General features: G+C 70.6%; 18 protein-coding genes. 6 read left to right on the forward strand and 12 right to left on the reverse strand.

Features of this window, described 5'->3' with window-relative positions; all coding sequences use genetic code 11:
• Positions 1-46: 46 nt before the first annotated feature.
• From IPL40_05520 to IPL40_05550, 7 genes are all read right to left on the reverse strand, one after another.
• Positions 47-2,254: a polysaccharide biosynthesis tyrosine autokinase gene (locus IPL40_05520; protein MBK8480617.1), complete on the reverse strand. Its 2,208-nt coding sequence runs from the start codon at positions 2,252-2,254 to the stop codon at positions 47-49.
• Positions 2,255-2,458: 204 nt separating this feature from the next.
• Positions 2,459-3,313, reverse strand: a complete 855-nt coding sequence (locus IPL40_05525; GenBank protein MBK8480618.1) for a hypothetical protein — start codon at positions 3,311-3,313, stop codon at positions 2,459-2,461.
• 8 nt (positions 3,314-3,321) lie between these two features.
• Positions 3,322-3,612: a PqqD family protein gene (locus tag IPL40_05530; GenBank protein ID MBK8480619.1), complete on the reverse strand. Its 291-nt coding sequence runs from the start codon at positions 3,610-3,612 to the stop codon at positions 3,322-3,324.
• Entirely contained in the window at positions 3,609-4,880 is a 1,272-nt protein-coding gene (locus tag IPL40_05535; protein ID MBK8480620.1) for a radical SAM protein, read from the reverse strand. The genes IPL40_05530 and IPL40_05535 overlap by 4 nt, the downstream gene beginning before the upstream one ends.
• Positions 4,881-4,883: 3 nt before the next feature.
• A complete protein-coding gene (locus IPL40_05540) occupies positions 4,884-5,204 on the reverse strand; it encodes a hypothetical protein (GenBank protein MBK8480621.1) in 321 nt (106 codons plus the stop codon).
• Between the two features lie 145 nt (positions 5,205-5,349).
• On the reverse strand, positions 5,350-7,239 hold the full coding sequence (gene acs / locus IPL40_05545; GenBank protein MBK8480622.1) for an acetate--CoA ligase: 1,890 nt from the start codon (positions 7,237-7,239) through the stop codon (positions 5,350-5,352).
• A 341-nt stretch (positions 7,240-7,580) separates the two neighbouring features.
• Positions 7,581-8,054: a GatB/YqeY domain-containing protein gene (locus IPL40_05550; GenBank protein MBK8480623.1), complete on the reverse strand. Its 474-nt coding sequence runs from the start codon at positions 8,052-8,054 to the stop codon at positions 7,581-7,583.
• A 390-nt stretch (positions 8,055-8,444) separates the two neighbouring features.
• Here IPL40_05550 and IPL40_05555 point away from each other — a divergent pair, with 390 nt between their 5' ends.
• From IPL40_05555 to IPL40_05570, 4 genes are all read left to right on the forward strand, one after another.
• On the forward strand, positions 8,445-9,311 hold the full coding sequence (locus IPL40_05555; protein MBK8480624.1) for a nucleotide-binding protein: 867 nt from the start codon (positions 8,445-8,447) through the stop codon (positions 9,309-9,311).
• A 153-nt stretch (positions 9,312-9,464) separates the two neighbouring features.
• A complete protein-coding gene (locus IPL40_05560) occupies positions 9,465-10,907 on the forward strand; it encodes a DegQ family serine endoprotease (GenBank protein MBK8480625.1) in 1,443 nt (480 codons plus the stop codon).
• Positions 10,908-10,956: 49 nt separating this feature from the next.
• Positions 10,957-11,274, forward strand: coding sequence for a hypothetical protein (locus tag IPL40_05565; GenBank protein ID MBK8480626.1), 318 nt, complete (start codon positions 10,957-10,959; stop codon positions 11,272-11,274).
• Positions 11,275-11,317: 43 nt separating this feature from the next.
• Positions 11,318-12,424 (forward strand): hypothetical protein, encoded by a 1,107-nt coding sequence (locus IPL40_05570; GenBank protein ID MBK8480627.1) that lies wholly within the window; start codon positions 11,318-11,320, stop codon positions 12,422-12,424.
• A 28-nt stretch (positions 12,425-12,452) separates the two neighbouring features.
• Here the strand turns inward: IPL40_05570 and IPL40_05575 are convergent, their stop codons facing one another.
• The gene (locus tag IPL40_05575) at positions 12,453-13,529 is read right to left on the reverse strand and encodes a phosphotransferase (protein MBK8480628.1); all 1,077 of its coding nucleotides are present in this window, start codon (positions 13,527-13,529) and stop codon (positions 12,453-12,455) included.
• A 27-nt stretch (positions 13,530-13,556) separates the two neighbouring features.
• Here IPL40_05575 and IPL40_05580 point away from each other — a divergent pair, with 27 nt between their 5' ends.
• Positions 13,557-14,216, forward strand: coding sequence for a class I SAM-dependent methyltransferase (locus IPL40_05580; GenBank protein MBK8480629.1), 660 nt, complete (start codon positions 13,557-13,559; stop codon positions 14,214-14,216).
• On the forward strand, positions 14,203-14,868 hold the full coding sequence (locus tag IPL40_05585) for a class II aldolase/adducin family protein (GenBank protein ID MBK8480630.1): 666 nt from the start codon (positions 14,203-14,205) through the stop codon (positions 14,866-14,868). Before IPL40_05580 ends, IPL40_05585 begins: the two co-directional genes overlap by 14 nt.
• Before the next feature lie 78 nt (positions 14,869-14,946).
• On the opposite strand, the gene bfr is transcribed toward IPL40_05585, so the two are convergent.
• The 4 genes from bfr to IPL40_05605 form a co-directional block, all read right to left on the reverse strand.
• Positions 14,947-15,411: a bacterioferritin gene (bfr, locus tag IPL40_05590; protein MBK8480631.1), complete on the reverse strand. Its 465-nt coding sequence runs from the start codon at positions 15,409-15,411 to the stop codon at positions 14,947-14,949.
• Positions 15,412-15,632: 221 nt separating this feature from the next.
• The gene (locus tag IPL40_05595) at positions 15,633-16,250 is read right to left on the reverse strand and encodes a PilZ domain-containing protein (protein ID MBK8480632.1); all 618 of its coding nucleotides are present in this window, start codon (positions 16,248-16,250) and stop codon (positions 15,633-15,635) included.
• Positions 16,247-17,608, reverse strand: coding sequence for a trypsin-like serine protease (locus tag IPL40_05600; GenBank protein MBK8480633.1), 1,362 nt, complete (start codon positions 17,606-17,608; stop codon positions 16,247-16,249). The genes IPL40_05595 and IPL40_05600 overlap by 4 nt, the downstream gene beginning before the upstream one ends.
• 768 nt (positions 17,609-18,376) lie before the next feature.
• On the reverse strand, positions 18,377-21,334 hold the full coding sequence (locus IPL40_05605; protein ID MBK8480634.1) for a leucine--tRNA ligase: 2,958 nt from the start codon (positions 21,332-21,334) through the stop codon (positions 18,377-18,379).
• Positions 21,335-21,342 lie beyond the last annotated feature (8 nt).

Raw genomic sequence — 21,342 nt, forward strand, 5'->3', positions numbered from 1 at the left:
GCTGCGCACACACCACCCGCACCCGCTCCTCACACGGCCTAAGGCCCTAATTTGATCGCGAGCGGTCGCCGTTGGCCGGGCCGCTATGCCCGTAGGCGTATTCCCCACCGCGGCCGTAGCGGTTGCGGTAGGCGTAGCGCTGACCGCGCGCGCCGATGCCGTTGACCACGCAGCCGAGCAGCGGCACGCGCAGGTCCGCCATGCGCCGCACCGTCTGACGCAGGGCCTGCTTCGTGGTCACCGCCGAACGGGCGACGATCACCGTGCCATCGCAGACGGAGCCCAGCACCACCGCATCGGTGACCAGCAGCACCGGCGGTGAGTCGATGACGATCAGCTCGAAGTGTTCGGAGAGCGCGTCGAGCACGACGCGCAGGCGATCGCTGTGGCAGAGCTCGGCGGGATTCGGCGGCAGCGGTCCCGCCGTCAGGACGGAGAGGTTCGGTACGCCCGTCGCCTTGGCGAAGCTGAGGGGGCTGCGGTCGCTCGTCAGGGCCGCGGTGATGCCATCGTTGAGCGGCAACCCGAAGACCCTGTGCAGCATCGCACGCCGCAGGTCGAGGTCGACCAGGAGCACGCGACGCCCCTGCTGTGCGACCGTGATCGCGAGGTTGGTCGCGGTCATCGTCTTGCCCTCGGAGGGACCCGGGCTGGTGACGAGCAAGCGCCGCAGCGGCTTGTCCGGCGACGAGAAGAGCAAATTGGTGCGGATCGCCCGGTACTCCTCGGCGCTCGTCGAGCGCGGGTGGTGCGCCGCCATCAGCTCGCGCACCTCGGCCTCCGGAACGCCGGCGCCACGCTCCTGCGCCGAGATCCCGGCGATCAGTGGCAGGCCGCCGAGGAAGACCAGGCGCTCGGCCTCGACGTCCCCCTGCGCGAGCACGGAGTTATCGAGCGCCGCGAGTAGGACGACCAACCCCAGCGCGAGCAGGAGCCCGAGCAGCGCGCCGATCAGCAGGTTGGTGCGGGTGCGCGGCCGCACCGGCACGCCCAGGGCCTCGGCCGGCTCGAGCATGCGCACGTTGTTCGAGCGCAGCTTCGAGGCCAGCTCGCTCTCCGTCATGCGGGACATCAACATCGTGTAGGCGGTCAGCGCGCTGGTGGCCTCGCGCTCCAGTCGCCGGTAGGCGATCTCGCGCCGGTTGACCTCGAAGGCCGAGGTCTTCGTCTCACCGATCGCCCGCTGCAGCGCAGCCTCGGTCGCCTGGACGGTAGCGAGACGCCGCACCGCGCCGGCGACCACCGCGTCGAGTTGGCGCCGGAGGTCGGCGACCGACTGCGCCACGCGGGCCTGTTGCTCCACGACCTGCGGGTGCTGCGCCAGGTAGCGACTGCGCAGGCTGGTGGCCAACGCTCGCTCGCGCAGGGCCTGCACCTTGAGCGCGTCGATGGCGTCGCTACGAAACGCCGGGAGCTCGGGGGTGCTGAGCGGGTCGGCCGTGCTCACCGCCTTGAGCTGAGCGACCTCCGCGGCCAAGGCCATGCGCTCGCTGCGCACGTTGTTCCACTGCTGGGTCAGCGCCCCGAGCTGCGCCGAGGCGAGACTCTGGCGGTCGGTCAGCGTGATCGAGATCAGGTCGTTGTCTTTGCGGAAGCGGAAGAGCTCGGCCTCGCTCTCGTCGACCTTGTGCTTGAGCCGATCGAGCTGCTTGGCGAGCCACGCCACGGCGCCGCTGCTCGAGGCCGCCTTGTACTCGAGGTTGTGGTCGATGAAGGCCTGGACCATCGCGTTGGCGATCCGCGCCGCGATGTTCGGGTCGGTGTGCTCGGCGACGATGTCGATGATGCTCGCACCGTGACGCACGGAGCAGCGCACCGCTCCCCCGACGACCCGCGCCGCGAGCGCTGGCGTTCGCGACGCCCGCGATGGGCGCAAGGACGCGGGTCCCCAGAACGCGTCGACCCGGTGGAGGTTGAGCAGCCGCGCCGCGCGCTCGGCGACCTGCGAGCCGCAGGCGACCGTCTCCTGGGTGCGCATGTACTCGTCGGTGTCGCGATAGGCGTTGGGGGAGATATCCACCACCTCGGTCACGCGACCGAGGACCTGGGGCATCTGCTGATCAACGATCAAGGCGGCGCTGGCTCGGTAGATGCGCTGTTGCCGATAGGTCCAGAGCGCGGTGGCGGCGATGGTGAGGGCCGTCACCGCGATGATCAGCAGCTTGCGGTTCCAGAGCAGCTCGAGGTAGCCGCGCAGCGCCAGCGCCTGGCCCTCATCCTGCGGCAATAGCTCCTGCGGCGATTCGGTGCTCACGCTCTTCTACCCCCGCCTGCAGCTCTGCAGCTCTGCAGCTCCACTGCCCCTAGTCTCACCTCTATCGTCGGTGCCGGTCCAATTTGAAGGGCGCTTGCTGCGCGCGCGCTGGGCGCAGTGAGCGCGGTTGGCGTCGAGGTAGGCCTTCATCGGCGACGTAGGCAAGCGGCGACGTAGGCGCTGAGCGCTGCGAGCGCGCCGCCTTCACGACCGCGGGAGTGCTGGAGGCGAGAGCAGCGCGGCGGCGACCGCCGGATCGCGCCACACGAGCCGCTGGGAGCGACCGGGGCGAATCAGGCTGGCCAGATCGATGGCGCGCTCGGCGAGGGGGGTCAACGTCGCCAGGTGCAGCGCCGCCAGCGCCTCGAGCGGCGCGCAGGACCGAAGCTCCGCGCCCGCTCCCGCCAGCGCATCTGGGGCGAGCGGATCCGAGGGCTCGACCAGCACGAGGCGCAGGCCCGACACGGGAGCCGGACCGGCCGCGAGGCGCTCAGTGGGCACCGGCGCCAGCGGAAGCGCCAGCGTCCGACCATCGGCGGCGTGGTAGATGCACGTGCGCAGATCGCAACCGGCCAGCAGCGGCGCTGGGGTCTCGTCGAGCGCGATCGGATTGAACTGGATCGCCCGCGGCAGCCCCCAGAGCTGCGCGCCCTCGACGAAGGCGAGGTCATCGCCCAGGTAGTCCCAGCCCGCTCGCAGCAGCGCCCGCGCCAGGGTGCTCTTACCGGCCCCCGAGGCGCCGAGCAACAGGGTCGGCTCGCCCGTCGGCGCCACCAGCGCGGCCGCGTGCAGCGCCAACGCCGGCGCGCTGCGCGCGAGCAGCTCCCGATAGAAGAGGTGCTCGAGCACGGGCAGCAGATCGCCGGGGCCGGCCGCCTCGGCCACCGCCTCGCCGTTGCAGGAGACCTGCAGCAGGTCGTCGACGGTGATCGCCACGCGCTCCGTCGGTGCGAGCAGCGGGCGCGAGCAAGGCGCGAAGACGGCCCGCAGCGCCTCACGCGACGCGCGCCAGGCGCAGTCGACGTCGAAGCGCAGCCGTGAGGCGTAGAGCGTCAACAAGGGCCGACTCAAGCAGCCGGGGCCACGAAGTCGACCAGCGCGTGTTGCTCCAGCTCGCGCAGAAAGCCGAGCGCGTCGGTGGCGATCCGCTCGCGGGGCAGCGCGACGCCCTCCGCGACGATGCCGGCGATCTCGTCGAGGCTGCGGCGCCCGTCGATCAGATACCAGACGATCGCGCCGACCGCGTTGAGCACCAGCAGCCGGCGACCGGCCTCGTCGAAGATCACCGTCTCTCCGGTGGCCTCCAGCTCATGCACGACCCCCTGGAGGCGACGCGGTATCGGCGATCGCGGCGTCATGCAGCGGAGGCTCCGCCCAGGAGCGCGGCGCGCACCCGGCATTCGACGCAGGCCAGGCGATCGGCCCAGGCCGCCGCCCGCTGCCCGAGCCCCGCCAGATCGCCGTCGAGGGCAAGGGGCGCGCTCAAGATCTCGCGCAGCGATTGCCGATGGACGCTGCCCAGCGGCAACGCGCGGCTGAAGATGCACGGGTAAACAGTGCCGTCGGCGGCGACCGCGGCCTTGCCACCAAAGGGCGCGCGCGCTCTCCCGCCATGCGACGCGGCGGCGGAGAGCGGCGCGAGGTCAGCCTCGGTGCCGGCGGCAGGGCTGGCGTCGGCGTTGGCGTCGGCGGCAGCGGCAGGGGCAGGGGCAGCCTGCTGCGCCCCCGCTACCACGCGCGCCGGCTGCTCGAGGTCCGTGAGGCCGCCGCGTCCCACGCGGCGCTGAGCGCTGACGCTGATCGCCTGCGCGGGCACGCCGAGCCGGGCCAGCCACGCGCAGGTGGCGTCGACCTGCGCGCGGTTCTCCTCGAGCGCGATCACGCCGACCCGCAGCGGCAACCTCGCCGCGAGCACCCGACGGATCGCCCGCGCCGTGAGCCGCTGGCTGCCGGGTCGCTGCGTGATGCGGTCATGGACCTGCGGATCGAAGCTGTAGAAGGAGCAAGCAAAGGCGACGGGCAGGCCGCGCAGGCGCTGCAGCAAGCCGGGGGTCAAGGCCAGCCCGTTGGTGAAGATCTCCACCTGCTCGAAGCCCAGGGTCGCGGCCCAGCGCGCCGCCGGCACCAGCCACGGGCTGAGCAAGGGGTCGCCCCCTGTGAGCTGTACGCTGCGGAAGCCGAGCGCACGGGCGTCCTCCAGCACCTGGCGCAGCGTCGCGCCGTCGAGCATCGCGCGCTCGGTTGGTCCCGCACCCGCGTAGCAATGCAAGCAGGCCTCGTTGCAGCGCGCGGTCAGCTCGAGGAAGAGCAGCTCGAAGCGCGCGCCAGCCAGCAGCGCCGCGCGGCTCAGCGGCACCGGGGTCTGCCACCTCAGCGCGCTCGCCAGCGGCTCCAGCTCCGGCGCCAACACCGCGAGCGCCTGCAGGCGGTCCGGCAGCTCGGCCCACCACTGCGCCGGCGGCAGGGGCTGCGCGCCCTGATCGAGGCGCAGCTCCGCGCCGCTGAGGAGATCGTGCGCGGTCATACCGCGCGCGTCGTCGAGCAGCACCCAGCTCGGCGCGAGGAAGCGCCCGCCGCTGGCTGCCTGCGGCGACGCTGTAGTCGGAAAGTTGCCCGGCACGCCCACGACCTATTTCTGCGGTCCGCAGCGCTGAGGCACGCAGCCCACGGGCCCGCAGGAGCCCGGGGCGCAGCCCCCGTTGGGGGCGCAGATCGGGGTGCAGCGGTTCGGGCTGCAGACGTTGGGCGCGCAGGCGTTGGGCACACAGGACCAGGTCGCGGCGCCGGCGTTGCGCACGGCGATGGTCGCCGTCACCGCCGGCAGGACGTAGGCCGCGAGCTTGAGCAGCTTGCGCCGCGCGAGGTCGTAGTCGAACTCGGCGGCGGGCGACGACTCGGGCCCAGGGTCGCCAGCGCTCGGCGGCGCCGTTGAATCGCGGGTTTCACGCATCGGTGACATCCGTCGGCTGGAGCTGGATGACTTCGATAGTGGGCGCAAAGCGCGACGCCGTCCAGTCCCCGGCCCAGTGTCCTGCCCAGCGTCCCATCCCGACAGTCGCAAGGGTGCCCTGGCGCGGCGCGCCTCCACGGCGCCCTCACCCCTCGAGCGTCGAGAGGTCGCCCTCGTCCTGACCGAGCGCCCGCGCCACCAGCAGCCGACGCATGATCTTCCCGCTGCGCGTCTTGGGCAGGCTCTCGACAAAGACAATCTTCTCGGGCCGAGCGATGGGACCCATCTCGTGGCTGACGTGCTGCTTGAGCTCCTGCTCGAGCGTGGCGCCGCCGGAGAGCCCCGCGCGCAGGATTACGAAGGCCTGGATCGCGTGCCCCTTGAGCTCATGGGGCAGGCCGACGGCTGCAGCCTCGGCGACGGAAGGGTGGCTGACCAAGGCGCTCTCGATCTCGGCCGTGCCGAGCCGATAACCGCTGACTTTGATCACGTCGTCGATGCGGCCGATGATCCAGAAGTAGCCGTCCTTGTCGAGGCGAGCGGCATCGCCGGCCTTGTACCAACCCTGCGCGGCATAGTCACGCCAGTAGGTCTCGACGAAGCGGTCGGGGTCCCCGTGGATCGTGCGGGCCATCCCCGGCCATGGGTTCTTGATCACCAGCTTGCCCTCCTCGCCGGTGGGCACGTCGCGGCCCTCGTCGTCGACCACGGCGACCTCGTTGCCGAAGAAGGGCTTCGCCGCTGATCCGGGCTTGAGCGGCATTGTGGGCAGGGGGCTGATCATGAAGCCGCCAGTCTCGGTCTGCCACCAGGTGTCCATGATCGGGCAGCGGCCACGGCCGACGACCTCGTGGTACCAGCGCCAGGCCTCGGGGTTGATCGGCTCGCCCACCGAGCCCAGCAAGCGCAGCGAGTCGAGCCTATGGCGCTGTGGCCACTGGTCCCCATAGCGCATCAGGCCACGAATCGCCGTCGGCGAGGTGTAGAGGATCGTCACCCCATAGTGCTCGATCATCTTCCACCAGCGATTGGGATAGGGGTGGTCCGGCGCGCCCTCGTAGAGCATCACGGTCGCCCCGTTGATCAGCGGGCCGTAGACGATGTAGCTGTGGCCGGTGATCCAGCCGGGATCGGCGGCGCACCACCAACGATCCTCGTCCTTGATATCGAAGACGTAGCGATGCGTGGTGGCGGTGTAGACCTGGTAGCCACCGTGCGTGTGGACGAGACCCTTGGGCCGCCCGGTGGTGCCGGAGGTGTAGAGCAGAAAGAGCGGGTCCTCGGCGTCCATCACCTCGGTGCCGCAGTTGTCGAGCACCAAGGGCAGGCTCATCAGCTCGTGGTAAAAGTAGTCGCGGCCGTTCTCCATGTAGACGTCTTGGCCGGTGCGCTTGACGACGATGACGTGCTCGATCGTCGGCGAGCGCTTGATCGCCTCGTCAGCGAGGCTCTTGAGGTCGTTGATCTTGCCGCGGCGCCACCCGCCGTCGGCGGTGACGAGGACACGGCTCTTGGCGTCGGCGATGCGGCCAGCGAGGGCATCGACCGAGAACCCACCGTAGACCACGCTATGAGCCGCGCCGACCTTGGCGCAGGCCAGCATCGCGAAGACCAACTCGGGGAGCTGCGGCATGTAGATGGTCACGATGTCGCCGCGGCGCACCCCCATGCTCCGCAGCACGTTGGCGAAGCGCGTCACCTCGCGGTTCAGCGCGTGATACGAAAAGGTGCGGTAGTCGCCCGGCTCACCCTCCCAGATCAGGGCCAGCTTGTTGCGTCGCCAGGTGCTCAGGTGGCGGTCGATCGCGTTGTGCACGATGTTCGTCTTGGCGCCGACGAACCAGCGGTAGAAGGGCGCTCGGCTGGCATCGAGCACCTGTTCCCAGGGCGAGAACCAGCCCAGCCGCGCGGCCTCCTCGGCCCAGAACCCCTCGCGGTCCTCGATCGACCGACGATAGGTGCTCTCGTAGTCCTTGATGTGCGCGCCCCGCACCAGCTCGTCGGGCGGCAGCACGAGCTCGCTTCGATGATTCATCGTGCCACCTCCGGCATCACCTACGGGCCCGCGAGCGCGCGGGCGTCCGCGCGACCGCGCAGCAACGAAGTCCCAGCGGCATGCGCCCCCCCCCGGCAGCACGCCCCTCAGCAGCGCGTCAACGAGCTGCTAAGAGTGCAAGAAGGAGCAGGCCCCCGCAAGGGCGTCGGCAATGGCTCCCGCCGCCAGCGCGCCGCCGGCCGCGGCGGCCGCACGCGCCCAGAGCTGCGTGATGCCGTGCCGATACAGGGCGAAGGGTCGGGCCGTAGGCGATCAGCGGCGGCGCTTCGCCCTGTGCGACGGGGTGGCGGAAGGCTGGGGTTGCAGACGCTGCCTACGCGCTAGCTGGGCGCAGCCAGCGCGGCGAGCTCGTCGCGCACGAGGCGGTTGACCAGGCCGCCATCGACGGCGTCCTTGTGCTGCTTCAGCACCTGGCCGGTGACACGCCCCGCGGCCTGCACGCCCGTCACCCCGAGCTCGGCAATCACCCCGCGCACGAGCGCGCGCGTCGCGGCCTCGTCCAGCTTCTTGGGCAACCAGCGCCCGAGATAGTCGACCTCGAAGGCCAGCGCCTCGCTCATCGCCTGGGCGCGCGGCCCCAGCGCGGCGTACTCGTCGCGCGCCTTTTGCATCTTCTTGACGTAGGCGGCGATGACCCGCTGGTAGAACGCATCGTCGACCGGATCGCTGAAACCAGGCGCCGTCTTGACCACGGCGGCCTCGCTCTCGATCTGCCGCAACGCGGCCAGGCGCCGCTGGTCTTTTCCCCGCATCGCGTCGCGCAGCTCGGCGCGCAGCTCGTCATGGATGCTCATCGCCCTGCCCTCCTGCGCGAAGGCCACAGCGGCGCCGCGCCCGGGGGAGCTTGCGCGACCCAGGTCCACGGGTCAACGGCGGCGCGAGCAAGCAACACGGTGGCGCGAGCTGCTGCCGCACGAGCTTCGCGACCGCCGCCGAAGGGGCCCAAGACCGACACCCGAGGCGGACGCCCGGCACGACCCAGCGACGCAGCGACCCGGCCTCCGTCTGTCCGACCACGCGGCGAAAACAATGCGGTGCGCTGGTTTGACCGGTCCCCGCTCAGCGTGTCATAGACGCTGGCTCGTGGCATTTTGCGCGATCTCGAACGAGGAGCACGATCAATGAGAAACAACGCCCCTTGGAGCAGCCTGCCGGTCGGTTGGCGGATCAGCTTGAGCCTGGGCCTGGGCCTGGGCCTGAGCGCCGCGCTCACGCTCGGTCTCGGCGCGTGCAAGAAGCAGGAGGGTGCCGCCCCGTCCGCCGGGCCGAGCGCGCTCACGGGCACCGCCGCACAGGCCGCAGGTGCGCGCGGCGCGGAGGCGGGCGGCAAGGCGATCGCTGGAACGATCACCGAGACGATGGACGCCGGCGCCTACACCTACCTCAAACTGGCGACGGCGCAGGGCGAGGTCTGGGCGGCGGTGCGCAAGACGGAGGTCAGCAAGGGCCAGCAGGCCACGGTGACTCAGGCGATGCTGATGTCCGACTTCAAGAGCCCGACGCTCAAGCGCACGTTCGAGCGCATCTACTTCGGCGCTCTGGCCGGCGAGGCAGCCTCCCATGGGCACGGCGGCCGAATGGGCGGGGGCCGAATGGGTGGCGGCATGATGGGTAGCGGCCGAATGGGCGGCGAGCAGGGGCCAAAGGGCGGACCGAGCGCTGATGAACTCAAGGTGGCCCACGGTCGCGCGCGCAACGCTCCCAAGCTGGCGTTGAAGGGACCGCTATCCAAGGCCGAGGGACCTGACGCCTTCACGATCGCCGAGCTGCACGCCAAGCGCGAGGCCCTCGCCGGGAAGACCGTGCGCGTGCGGGGCCAGGTCAGCAAGTTCAACGCCGAGATCATGGACCGCAACTGGCTTCATCTGCAGGACGGCAGCGGCTCGAGCGACAAGGCAGACTTCGACCTGACCGTCACGACCAAGGACGCGACCGAGGTCGGCCAGGTGGTGGTCGTCCAGGGCATCTTGCAGAAGGACCGCGACTTCGGCGCTGGCTACGCCTACCCGCTGATCGTCGAGAGCGCGACGATCAAGACGATCAAGAAGTAGCCGCCACCCGCGGCACCGCTGCCGCCAGCGCTCGCCTGCAGGCGGGCAGCGTCGCTCACCCCGGCCCGCGCTCCCTGCGGCGCGGGAATGCGCGACAACCGACCCGGGTTGTGGGCTCGAGGTTGCTCGTCCTCTAACGATCGGAGGTTCTTCGTGCGTCATCAACGCTTGGGAGTGGTGGTCAGCGTGGCCCTCCTGGCCGCAGCTATCGGCTCCGGGATCGGGATCTACAGCAGCGCCCCGCGCGCGACGCGCTTCAGCTTCAGCGGCCACCCGGCCCTCGCCGCGACGAGCAGCGCGACGGCGCTACCCTCGATCGCCGATGTCGCCGAGCGCGTGCTTCCGAGCGTCGTCAGCATCGCCTCGACGCGCCGGGCGCAGGGGGGGCCGACGATGGACCCCTTCTTCCGCTTCTTCTTCGGCGACCGCGAACCACCCGATCAGGTGCAGCGCGGGCTGGGCTCTGGAGTGGTGGTGGACATCGACGGCCGAAAGGTCGTCATCACCAACAACCACGTCGTCGGCGGCGCCGACTCGATCGAGGTCTCGCTGGGCGACGACCGCAAGTTCACCGGCCGCTTGCTCGGCACCGACGCCAAGAGCGATCTGGCGGTGATCGAGCTCAAGGGCGCCAAGGACCTCAGACCGCTGGCGATCGGCGACAGCGCACGGCTGCGGCTGGGCGACATCGTGCTGGCGGCGGGCAGCCCCTTCGGCCTGAGCCAGACGGTGACGATGGGCATCGTCTCGGCCAAGGGGCGCGCCCGCCTCGGGATCGTCGACTATGAGGACTTCATTCAGACCGACGCCGCGATCAACCCCGGCAACTCGGGTGGCGCGCTGGTCGACACCGCGGGTCAGCTCGTGGGCATCAACACGGCGATCTTCTCGCGCAGCGGCGGATACCAGGGGATCGGCTTTGCCATCCCGACCAAGATGGCGCTGCCGATCGTGCGCAGCCTCGTCAAGACCGGCAAGGTGGTGCGCGGCTATCTTGGCGTGATGATCCAGGATGCCCAGCCCGAGATGGCTCGCGCCTTGGGCCTACCGCATACGCACGGCGCGCTGGTGGGTGACGTGGTCGCCGGTGGTCCGGCGGCACGGGCGGGACTGCGGCGCGGCGACTTCATCGTCAAGCTCGACGGCGAGCCGATCAAGCAGGCCGACCAACTGCGGAACGCGGTAGCGGCGCTGGGCCCGAAGCAGACCGTCACCCTGGAGTATCTGCGCGGCGGCAAGGGCCAAAAGGCGCGGGTGCAACTGACCGAGCTCCCGGCCGACGCTGCCGTCGCGCGCCGCGGCGTCGATGCGGCCAAGGGTGCGCCGGGCCTCTGGGTCGAGCCGCTGACGCCCACCGTCCGCGAGCGCTTCAAGCTCGGCCGCGAGCTGCGTTCGGGGGTCGTGGTGACGCGCGTCGATGAGCGCAGCGCCGCTGGCCAAGCAGGGCTACGACCTGGCGACGTGATTTTGCAGGTCAATCGAGTTAGTATCGATTCGGTGAGCGGATTCACATACCAGTACGAGCGTGCCGCGCAGCGCGTGCTGCTCTTGGTCCACCGCGAAGGCGCGACGTTCTTCCTGCTCCTGCCGAAATAGCCTCGAGATTCTGATTTGCGACCAGGGGCAACGCCCCAGAGGAGGTCAGATGCAGCTCGACACCACGTACCGCGGACTGAGCAACACCGAGTCGGCGACCGCGACTCGGATGCTGGAGAAGTTCTCGCCGCGCCTGGTCAGGTTGCTCGATGAGCCCAGCTCGCTGCGGGCTGTCGTCGAAAGCGGAGCCGAGCTCAAGGTGACGCTAACGGTCAGCCAACGACGCGGCGAGCTGACCGCGAGCACCAGTGATCGCGAGCTCGCGACCGCGGTCTCCGACGCCTGCGACAAGCTGCGCGCGCAGCTCGTGCGTCAGCGCCACCGGCGCGAGGCCGAGCGCCATCGCGCCACCGGCGGCACTGAGTAGCCCGGCGGCGGGGGCCGCCCGCGCAGCGGCGGGCGGCGAATTCATGGTCACCCACGCTCGATCGGTGCAGTCCCCATCGGCAGCAGGCTGGGCCGCCTGCCTGCTGCTCCTCGGCGCCTGCATCGGAGCTTCGACCCCGACCCCCGGCGGCCTCGGCCAACGTTGCAGCGCCAGCAGGCCCTGCGCGAGCCCACTGCAGTGCCGCGACAAGCTCTGCGTGGCCGGGCAGCTCGGTCAGGATGGTTCGCTGGTCTTCGACGATGGCGGGCTGCGAGCGGAGGCTCGCACGCTCGACGGTGCGGCTGCCCGCTGCGACGGCACGCGCTGCCCGATTCGGGTGACGATCGTCGCCGACGGCGCCGGGCGCCGCTGGTCCGATGGCACACTGGCGGCGTCGTGCAGCGGCTATCGCCGCCCGGCCGCACCCTACCGCTACGAGGGCGCGATCGGCGACGGCCTCTACACCGTGCAGCCTGCCGGCCAAAGCGCGTTACCGGTGCACTGCGACATGCAGACGGCTGGCGGCGGCTGGACCCTGGTGCAGCGCACGGTCTGGTCCTGGGCGGCCTCGCAGAGCCTGCTGACCGGCTTCGCCGCATTTTGGGAGCAGACGATCGGCGAGGTCGGTGCGCTCGGCAGCGCCTGGCGCGCCGCGGGCAAGCTGTGGTTGAGCTGGAACGTCGAGCATGAGCTGCTACTGGGCTACACCGCGCGCAAGGCGGCCACCGGCAACGCCTGCGCCACGCTCTTCTATCGCGGCACAGGCGCCCTGCTGGCCGGCGATCCGGCGCAGGCCACGCTGACCCTGAGCGGGCTCCAGGGCCTCCCCGGCTTCGATAGCTCGGTCTTCTCGCTCTCGACGACCGACTCGGGGCCCTCGGCGAGCGGCTGTGTCAACGCCGCCAGCGCCGTGCCGTGGTTCTACACGGCCTGCTGCTCGACCTGCCCGACGTACCTGGGCGGGTATTGGAACGACGAGCCCCATCCGATGGTCGGTTTCATCGGCACCACGGCGGACCTCAATGGCCACACCACGAACGAGGCCTGCGGCGCCGACGCGCCGACCAAGAGCGTCGAGCTCGGCGACGTGAACAACCCGCTCGGTCACGCCTTCTTTGGCCTCAATCGCCTCGAGCTCTACCTGCGCTGAGGGGCGCTCGCCGACGCGCCCCCAGCCCTTACACCCGCAGCTCCGGGAGCCGGCTCCCGAGCAGCGTGGCGAGCGGCGCCAGCTCCGGCAAGCGGGCCAACGCCTGGCCGACGTAGCCGAGCGAGCGCGGGATATAGGGCAGGAAGCTCGGGTTGCCGCGCACGCGCTCGATGAAGACGAAGCGACCGGCGTCCTTGAGCTTGCGTTGCACCGTTTGCAGCCAGAACATCCGCTGCAGCTCGTCGTGCGAGACGGCGGGCGTCGCCCGCGCGTGATAGTGCGCGAGCAGCTCCTCGACCAAGGGCAGGCCGAGATCGACGTACGAATCGCGCAGCAGTCCGACCAGGTCGTAGACCAGCGGCCCGATCAGCGCATCTTGGAAGTCGATCAGCCGCAGGCGCGGCTCGCCACCCGCGCCCCTCTGGACCATCAGGTTGCGGCTCTGGTAGTCGCGATGGACCCAGACCGTTGGCAGCGCGAGCAGCAGCTCGACCAGGTGATCGAATTGCCCATCGAGCGCGCGGCGCTCGGCCGCGCCCAGGCGCAGACCGCGCTGCGCCTCGAGCAGCCACTCGCGGAAATGCTCGAGCTCCCAGCGCAGCAGGGCCCCATCAAAGCGCCGCTGGAAGCAAACGCAGTCCTGTGGCGCGCCAGCCGCGTAGCGCTGCAGCGCCAAGAGCAGGTCGATCGCCTGGCGATAGAGGCTGCCGCGCGCGGCGTCGTCGGCCGTCGCCACCAGCGCACCGAGCGTCACATCGCCCAGATCCTCGAGCAGCAGCAGGCCGGCCTCACGCAGGTAGGCGTGGATCGTCGGCACCGGCAGGCCGCCGGCGGCGAGAAAGCGCTGCAGCTCGTAGAAGGGCAGCTCCCGCGGGCGTTCTGCGCCGCTGACCTCGTCGGAGCGCAGCGGATCGGCGGGCAGCTCCATCACGATCAGCGTGCGTGGCGGCGTCTCCTCGCTGCTGAGCCGATGATAGATCCGCGTCGAGGCATCGCCGACCAGCCGGGTCAGGGTGAAGGCCTGCGCGCCCCATAGCGCTGCCAGCGGCGCGGCGAGCGCGTCGCGCAGCGACTCGGGGCTCTTGGGCTGCGCGCTTGAGGCCATCGGCCGCGGGATTATACAGTCGCCGGCATGGCCGACTCAACGCCGCCAACGCTGCTGCGCGCGATTCGCGCCGAGGCCGAGCGACTGAAGCGCCCGCTGCCGGACGCCCAGCTCGAACGCCTCGGGCAGCTGCACCAGCTCCTGGCCCGCTGGGCTCAACGGATCCGGTTGACGGGGAGCGCCGACGCCGAGGAGCTGGTGCGCCGCCACCTCGCCGATGCGCTGATGTTGGCCGCCGCCCTGCCAGCGCTGGCGACGCCGCGCTGCGTCGACGTCGGCAGCGGCGGCGGGCTCCCCGCGCTGCCGCTGGCGATCCTGCGCCCCGAGCTGGCGATCACGATGATCGAGCCGCAGCGCCGCAAGTGCGCGTTTCTGCGCACGGCGATCCATGCGCTCGCGCTCGAGCGCTGTCAGGTCCTGGAGCAGCGCCTGGAGCAGGTCTCGCTGGCCAAGGTCACGGTCGCCTGGTCGCTGGCGACCTTCGCGCCCGAGGTCTGGCTGCGGCGCGCCCTGCCGCTGCTGACGGCGGACGGCCTGGCGGTGGCCTTCGTCGTGCGACCCGAGCTATTGGGCCCGCCACCGGCGGGCTTGGTGCCCTACGCGACCAAGCGATACGCGCTGGCGGACGGGACGCCGCGCGCGCTGCTGCTGCTCCGGCGCTGCGAGGATGCCGATGCACGAGCCTGAGGGCCTGACCCACTTTCGCTCGCTGCATCAGGACGCGCGCCTCGAGGCGTCGGTGCTCGAGCGGCGGGCGCCCGCGCTCTTGGCCTGGCGCCGGCTCTTGCACCAACTTGCGCTGATCGGCCAACGACCCGAGCGCTATGGCGGCCTCGGCTTCGGCAACCTCAGCCTGCGGCTGGCTCCCCTGCAAGCGGCGGTCGGGGCGCGCGCCTTTCTGATCACGGGCACGCAGACCGGCGAACCCGAGCGCCTGCCCGCCGATCGACTCTGCGTCGTCACGCGCTACGCCCTGGCGCGGAACACGATCTACAGCCGCGGCCCCGTGCGCCCCTCCTCCGAGGCGCTGACGCATGGCGCGATCTACGACCTCTCACCGCGCATCGCGGCGGTGCTTCACGTCCACGCGCCGGTGATCTGGCGCCAGACGAGAGCGCTGAGGCTGCCGCAGACCCCCACCGACGTCGGCTACGGCACGGTCGAGATGGCCCGGGCGGTGCAGCGTCTCTACGACGAAGGCGGGCGCGGTCGACCTCGGGTCTGGAGCATGGCGGGACACGAGGACGGCGTGCTCGCCTGGGGATGCGACCTGAACCAGGCCGGGGCCGCGCTGCTGCGGCAGCTCGCACGCGCCTATGCGCTGGCAGCCGAGCGCTGACGCCGCAGCGCGCGAGGCGTTAGCGAGCCCGCCCTGCCCTCGCGGGCGGTCAGGCCGGAGACGCGACCTGCGCCGCGCTCAGAGCTTCGACTGCTCGTACTTGTCGAGCCCGAGGCGCCGAATCAAATCGAGCTGGGTCTCGATCCAATCGATATGCTTCTCCTCGTCGTCGAGGATGCGGCGAAAGAGGTCGCGGCTGACGTAGTCGCCGACCTGCTCACAGTCGGCGATCGCCCGCTTCAGGTCGCCCACGGCCTTATGCTCGAGCATCAAGTCGCCCTCGAGCGCGCCCTTGCTGTCGGCGCCGATGTGGAGCTTACCGAGCAGCTCCATATGCGGCTTGCCCTCGAGCAGGAGGATGCGCTCGATCAGCCAATCGGCGTGATGCATCTCCTCGATCGACTCCTTCTGCAGCTGAGCGCCGAGCTGAAGCAGACCCCAGTTGTTGAGCATGCGCGAATGCAGGAAGTACTGATTGATCGCCGTCAGCTCGTTGCGCAAGGCGGTATTGAGATGCTCGATGACGCCGCTGTCGCCCTTCATGTTGGTACCTCTCCTTCGTTGAGTCCTTCGTCGAGTCCTTCGTTGAGTCCTTCGTTGAGTCCTTCGTTGAGCGGGCACGCTAGCACAGGCGCGCAGCGAGGAGGGCAGCGACGCTCGGCGAGCGAGTCAAGGGCGAGAGGCGAAGGTCGGCCAATGAGCGATCGGCCAATGAGCTGCGGGCCACGCGCTGCAAACCACGCGCTGCGAGGCGGCGTGCCGCCCTAGCCGAAGCGCAGGAGCACCGCCCAGATTGCGGCGCCCACCAGCAGCACGCCGACGGCGACCTGCATCACCAGCCACCGGCGCTCGAGGCGCGAGCGCGCGGCCCGGCCCGTCAGTGAGGTGCTGGAGGGGAGAAAGTCGTCGCCGTTGAAAGTGTAACCGTTGAAGGTGTCACCGGGCGCGCCCGGCGACCAGGTGCCCGATTCGCAGAAGGGGTCGATCGCCAGCGCGGAGAGACCTGAGGGCTCGGTTCGCGTGCGTAGGCGGTTGACGAGGGTATCGACGGCGGTGCGTACCGCCGCGCTGAGGTCCTCGAACTGCAGCCCCATGCCGGTCGGACGGCCCGCGTCCTGCGCGGCCTGGACCCAGGCGACGCGGCAGGGCACCGCGAGCGGCTCGCGCGGCGTGAAGAGCAGCCGACAGGTCACGCGCTCGCCGACCGCATGCGGCGCACAGCCGGCGACAAAGAGCCCGCCGACGCTGAGGTTGAGCGCCGTCGCGGGCAAGGCTGGCGCGCCGGCGCTCCAGTTGAGCGCCACCGGCTCGCTGAGCAGCACGCGGAGCTGCCGACGCCGTTCGTTTCCAGTTTCGAGCATCGTGGGGAAGAGCAGTGTCATGCGCGGCGCATACCGAGGCAACTGCTTTCTCGGCGATCGCCTGCCGGCGCAGCAGGCCGCGTCCTGCGCCGCCGCCGGCAGCAGAGCGCCAGCAGGCCGAGCAGCGCGAGCGGGACGGTCCGTGAGGTCGCGTGCGTTCCACCCGCCGCCAGCGCGCAGCCGGCGCCATCCGACTGTGGCCCCGCGATCCCGCCCTCGACGGCCACGCTGGCCTGCGCGCGGTTGCCGACGGCGTCCTCGGCCACGATCACCAGGGTGTGGGCGCCCGCCGTGAGCTGCACCGGGAAGTCGTAGGGCGCCTGGGCGATCCGCCCGGCGACCTGGCCGTCGAGCAGGAGCACCGCCTCGCGCACCGCCACGTTGTCGCGGACCCGCGCGCGCACGATGACGCTGCTGCCGACAGCCACGCCCGGCGCGGGCGTGAGAATCGTGACCTCGGGCGGCAGCGCATCGCCCGTCACGCCGTTGGCCTGCAGCGCCAGGTCGCCAGCGGCGACCGCGCCGATCCACCGCAGCTGACTATCGACCCGCATCGCTCGCCCGTCGTCGGTGCGAGGGTCGCCGTCGCCGGCGTTGACGAGCTGCGCGTTGACGCCGATCACCACCTCCTGGCCCTGCACCGTCGCCAGCACTGGGCCTCCAGAGTCGCCCAAGCTCAGGTTGCCGCGACCCGCCGCCGTGCCCACGATGGAGATCACCGTCGGCTGCACGGCCGCGATGGCGTTGGTCGTGATGCGCTTGATGCCCCCGTCGTCCATCGTGGTGCCGGTCTGGCCATAGCCCACGAGCGTGATCGTCTGGCCAACCGTTGGCGCTCGAGCACCGACCATCAGGGGCGTCACGCCGGGTGCCTGCGGGAGCCAGAGCATGGCGAGATCGATCGTTCGGTAATCGCTGGCCTCGTAGTCTGGGTGGACCATGACGTTGTCGACCGCGAAGCGGCGCACGGGATTCGCGGCACCGCCGCTCGAAACCGTCGTCGTGCTCGCTGCCGGGAGCGTGAGTTCGAAGGCGAGCTGCGCCGCATCGGCGACGCAGTGGGCCGCGGTCAGCACCGTATGAGCGCCGACCACGCTGCCGGTGCACTGCTCGCGCTTCCCATCGCGTGTCAGGATCACCAACCTACCGACGGCGGGATGCCCGCTGTAGGGCGTGCCGTTGCTCAGCGCCTGCGCCACTTCGCCCAGCTCGGCGAGGTCGAAGGCCGCCGCGCCCCCGCCCCCGCAGGCCAGCAGCGCGACCGCCAACAAGGCAAGCAGCAGGCCAAGGGCGTTGCGGGCGGCGACGCGCCCAGCGCGAACCTCTGGGAGCTGGGGGGGAAGGGCGCGCGGCGCGGAGCGTGTCTGTTCGAGCTTCATGGGCTGCGGGGACAGCAAGCCGAGTGCCAGCCTTCGGCGGCGCCCTCGCGGGCCAAGTTGGCGACGTCCTGGCAGCACAATCCGGCGCCGAGGCCCCGCACCGCCCGCGCGCCGGCAAGCGCCCTCTGGCTAGCCGGCCACCGCGCTAGCCAGTGACCCGCCAGGCAGTGACCCGCCAGGCAGTGACCCGCCAGCGGACCGATCAGTGAAGGACCGGGCCTGGATCGAGGGTGGCGATCGGCGAAGCAGGTTGGTTTGCCGCGGGAGGGGTCGCATTGGCGCGCGGAAGCGGTGAGTTCGCGATAGCGTCGGGGCGCGGGGTCGCGGCCCTCGAAGGGAGCAGCGAGCAGCCCGTGACTTCCGCGGTGCTCGCGCCTTCATAGTGGAATAAACGGTGTGCCTGGCGCGACCTTGCGGAGGGTGATGGCGCGATGGAAGCGGGGCGCCTCGGCGCTGCGCTCCACGATTCCCGGGCGCCCCGCTCGCAGCCCCCAGGGCCCCTCTCTTGTGGCCGCCGCCTACCGCCCCAGTGGAGAAGACCAGTGGAGAAGACCAGTGGAGAAGACCAGTGGAGAAGACCAGTGGAGAAGACCAGTGGAGAAGACCAGTGGAGAAGACCAGTGGAGAAGACCAGTGGAGAAGACCAGTGGAGAAGACCAGTGGAGAAGACCAGTGGAGAAGACCAGTGGAGAAGACCAGTGGAGAAGACCAGTGGAGAAGACCATGCGGGGCGACTGCGCGGTTGGTGACCCGCCAGCCAGTGACCCGCTAGCCGGTGACGAGGTTGAGGAGGCGGCCCGGGACCAGGACGGCCTTGGCGACCGTGAGGCCCTGCAGGTGTTTGGCGATGCGGGGGTCGGCCTCTGCGGCCGCGCGCACGGCAGCGGCATCGGCAGCAAGGGGCACGCGCACCCGTCCGCGCGTCTTGCCGCTGATTTGCACGACGATCTCGACCTCGTCGACGACCAGCAGCGCCGGGTCGTGGCGCGGCCAGGGGACGTAGGCCAGCGAGCGCTGGTGGCCGAGGAGCTGCCAGAGCTCCTCCGCCAGGTGCGGCGCGAAGGGCGCCAGCATCAGCACCAGCGGCTCGGCGACCTCGCGCGGCAGCGTAGGGCGGCCGACCAAGGCGTTGTTGAGCTCGATCAGCGCGGCCAGCGCTGTATTGAAGCGCAGCCGGTCGAGGTCATCGGTGACGCGCTTGATCGTCTGGTGCAGCAGCCGTCGCAGCTCCGGGTCGGCAGCCGTCTCGACGATGCAAGTGCCGTCCGGCGCGTCGCCCTCGCCGCAGACGTTGCGCCAAACCCGGTGGAGAAAGCGATGGACGCCGATGATGTCCCGCGTGTTCCACGGCTTGGAGACCTCCAGCGGCCCGAGGTACATCTCGTAGAGTCGCAGCGTGTCGCAGCCGTATTCGGTGAACATCTCGTCGGGCGTGACGGCGTTCTTGAGCGACTTGCCCATCTTGCCGTACTCGCGCCGCACCGGCTGGCCGCGATAGTAGAAGCTCCCCTCGCGCTCCTCGACCTCGGCGGCCGGCACGTAGACCCCGCGCTCGTCGGTGAAGGCGGCAGCGAGGATGTAGCCCTGGTTGAAGAGCCGGCCGAAGGGCTCGGGCGTCGAGACGTGACCCAGGTCGAAGAGCAGCTTATGCCAGAAGCGCGCGTAGAGCAGATGCAGCACCGCATGCTCGGCGCCGCCGACATATAGATCGACCCCCCCGGCGAGCGCCGGCGTGGTCAGCGAGGCCCCACTCGGCGCTGCCCCGCCAGGCGATGCCGCCGCGACGGTCGTCCCGGCTCCCCCCGCGGCCGCGGCAGGCGGGCTCATCCAGTAACGCTCGGCTTCGACCGAGGCCAGCGCCTGATCGTTTCGCGGGTCGAGGAAGCGCAGGTAGTACCAACACGAACCCGCCCACTGCGGCATCGTGTTCAACTCGCGCTCATAGCGCACGCCCTCGCGCAGCACCGTGCGCCAGGACTCCGGCGCGCGCCCCAGCGAGGGCTGCGGCGGCCGCGACGAATCCTCGTCGACGACGGGACGGAAGTCGTCCATCGGCGGCAGGGCGACCGGAAGCTCAGCCTCGGGCACAGGCACGGTCTCGCCGCCCGGACCATGGAGCACGGGGAAGGGCTCGCCCCAATAGCGCTGGCGCGAGAAGAGCCAGTCGCGCAGCTTGTACTGCACCTGCGCGCGACCGCACCCGCGCTGCTCGAGCCAGGAGGTGATCGCGCGCTTGGCCTCAGCGGTCGGCAGCCCGTCGAGCACGAGCTCGCCCTGCCGCGAATTGACGCTCTCGCCCTCGCCCGTGTAGGCGGCGCGATAGGCGCTGACCTGCGCCAGATAGTCCTCGCGCGAAGGCGCGCTGCGGCCAGCCAACGCCCCCTGCTCCGCGATCCACGCCGCCGACGGCAGCACGACGGGTCGCAGCGGCAGGCCCCAGGCGCGCGCAAAGTCGCCATCGCGCTGGTCGTGAGCGGGCACCGCCATGATCGCCCCCGTGCCGTAGCCCATCAGCACGTAGTCGGCGATCCAGATCGGCAGGCGCTCGCCATTGACCGGATTGATCGCGTCGGCGCCCGTCGCGACGCCCGTCTTGGTCTTGCTCTCGGCTTGGCGCTCGAGGTCGCTGCGCCGTGCCGTAGCCACACAGTAGGCCTCGACCGCGGCGCGCTGGCCCGCGGTGACGAGCTGCTGCACCAACGGATGCTCCGGGGCGAGCACGAGGTAGGTCGCACCGAAGAGGGTGTCGGGGCGCGTCGTAAAGACTCGGATCGGCTCGCCGACCAGCGCCTCCGGCGCGCCCGCGGCCGGCGCGATCGCGAAGTCCACCAGGGCGCCCGCACTGCGACCGATCCAATTGCGCTGCATCAGCTTGATCGGCTCGGGCCAATCGACCCGCTCGAGGTCGGCGATCAGGCGCTCGGCATAGGCCGTAATGCGCAGCATCCATTGCTTGAGCGGTCGCTTGAGCACGGGGTGATTGCCGCGCTCGGAGCGGCCCTCGGCCGTCACCTCCTCGTTCGCCAACACGGTGCCGAGTGCCGGACACCAGTTGACGGCGACCTCGGCGAGATACGCCAGCCGCTGCTGGTCGAGGGCGCGGCGCTGCTCGGCCGCGCTCAGCGCGCTCCAGCCCCGCGCCGTCGCACCCGCGGCGGGCGTCGACGCGACGATCCGTAGGTCGTCGTCGAGGACCCGATCCCCCCGCGCCAGGCGCTGCTCGAGCTCGGCGATCGGCCGCGCCGCCCCCGCCTCGACGTCGAAGTAGCTGCCGTAGAGCTGGAGGAAGATCCACTGCGTCCAGCGGTAGTAGCCGCGGTCGGTGGTGGCGAGCTCGCGCTCCCAGTCATAGCTCAGGCCGAAGGCGCGCAGCTGGCGCCGCATGTTCTCGATGTTGCGCTCGGTGGTCTCGCGCGGATGCACGCCGTGCTCGATCGCGTACTGCTCGGCCGGCAGACCGAAGGCGTCGAAGCCCATCGGATGCAGGACGTTGCTGCCGGTCATCCGCTTGTAGCGCGCGACAATGTCGGTGGCGATGTAGCCGAGCGGGTGGCCGACGTGCAGCCCCGCGCCCGAGGGGTAGGGGAACATGTCGAGCACGTAAAACTTCGGCCTCTGCGGGTCGAAGTCCGGATCGCCCGGGTTGGGCGTCCGAAAGGTGCGCTGCTCGGCCCACTGCCGCTGCCACTTCGCTTCGATACCGATGAAATCGTAAGGCCTGGCCATGGCGCGCG

Source organism: Pseudomonadota bacterium (assembly GCA_016711215.1).
Lineage (GTDB): Bacteria > Myxococcota_A > Polyangia.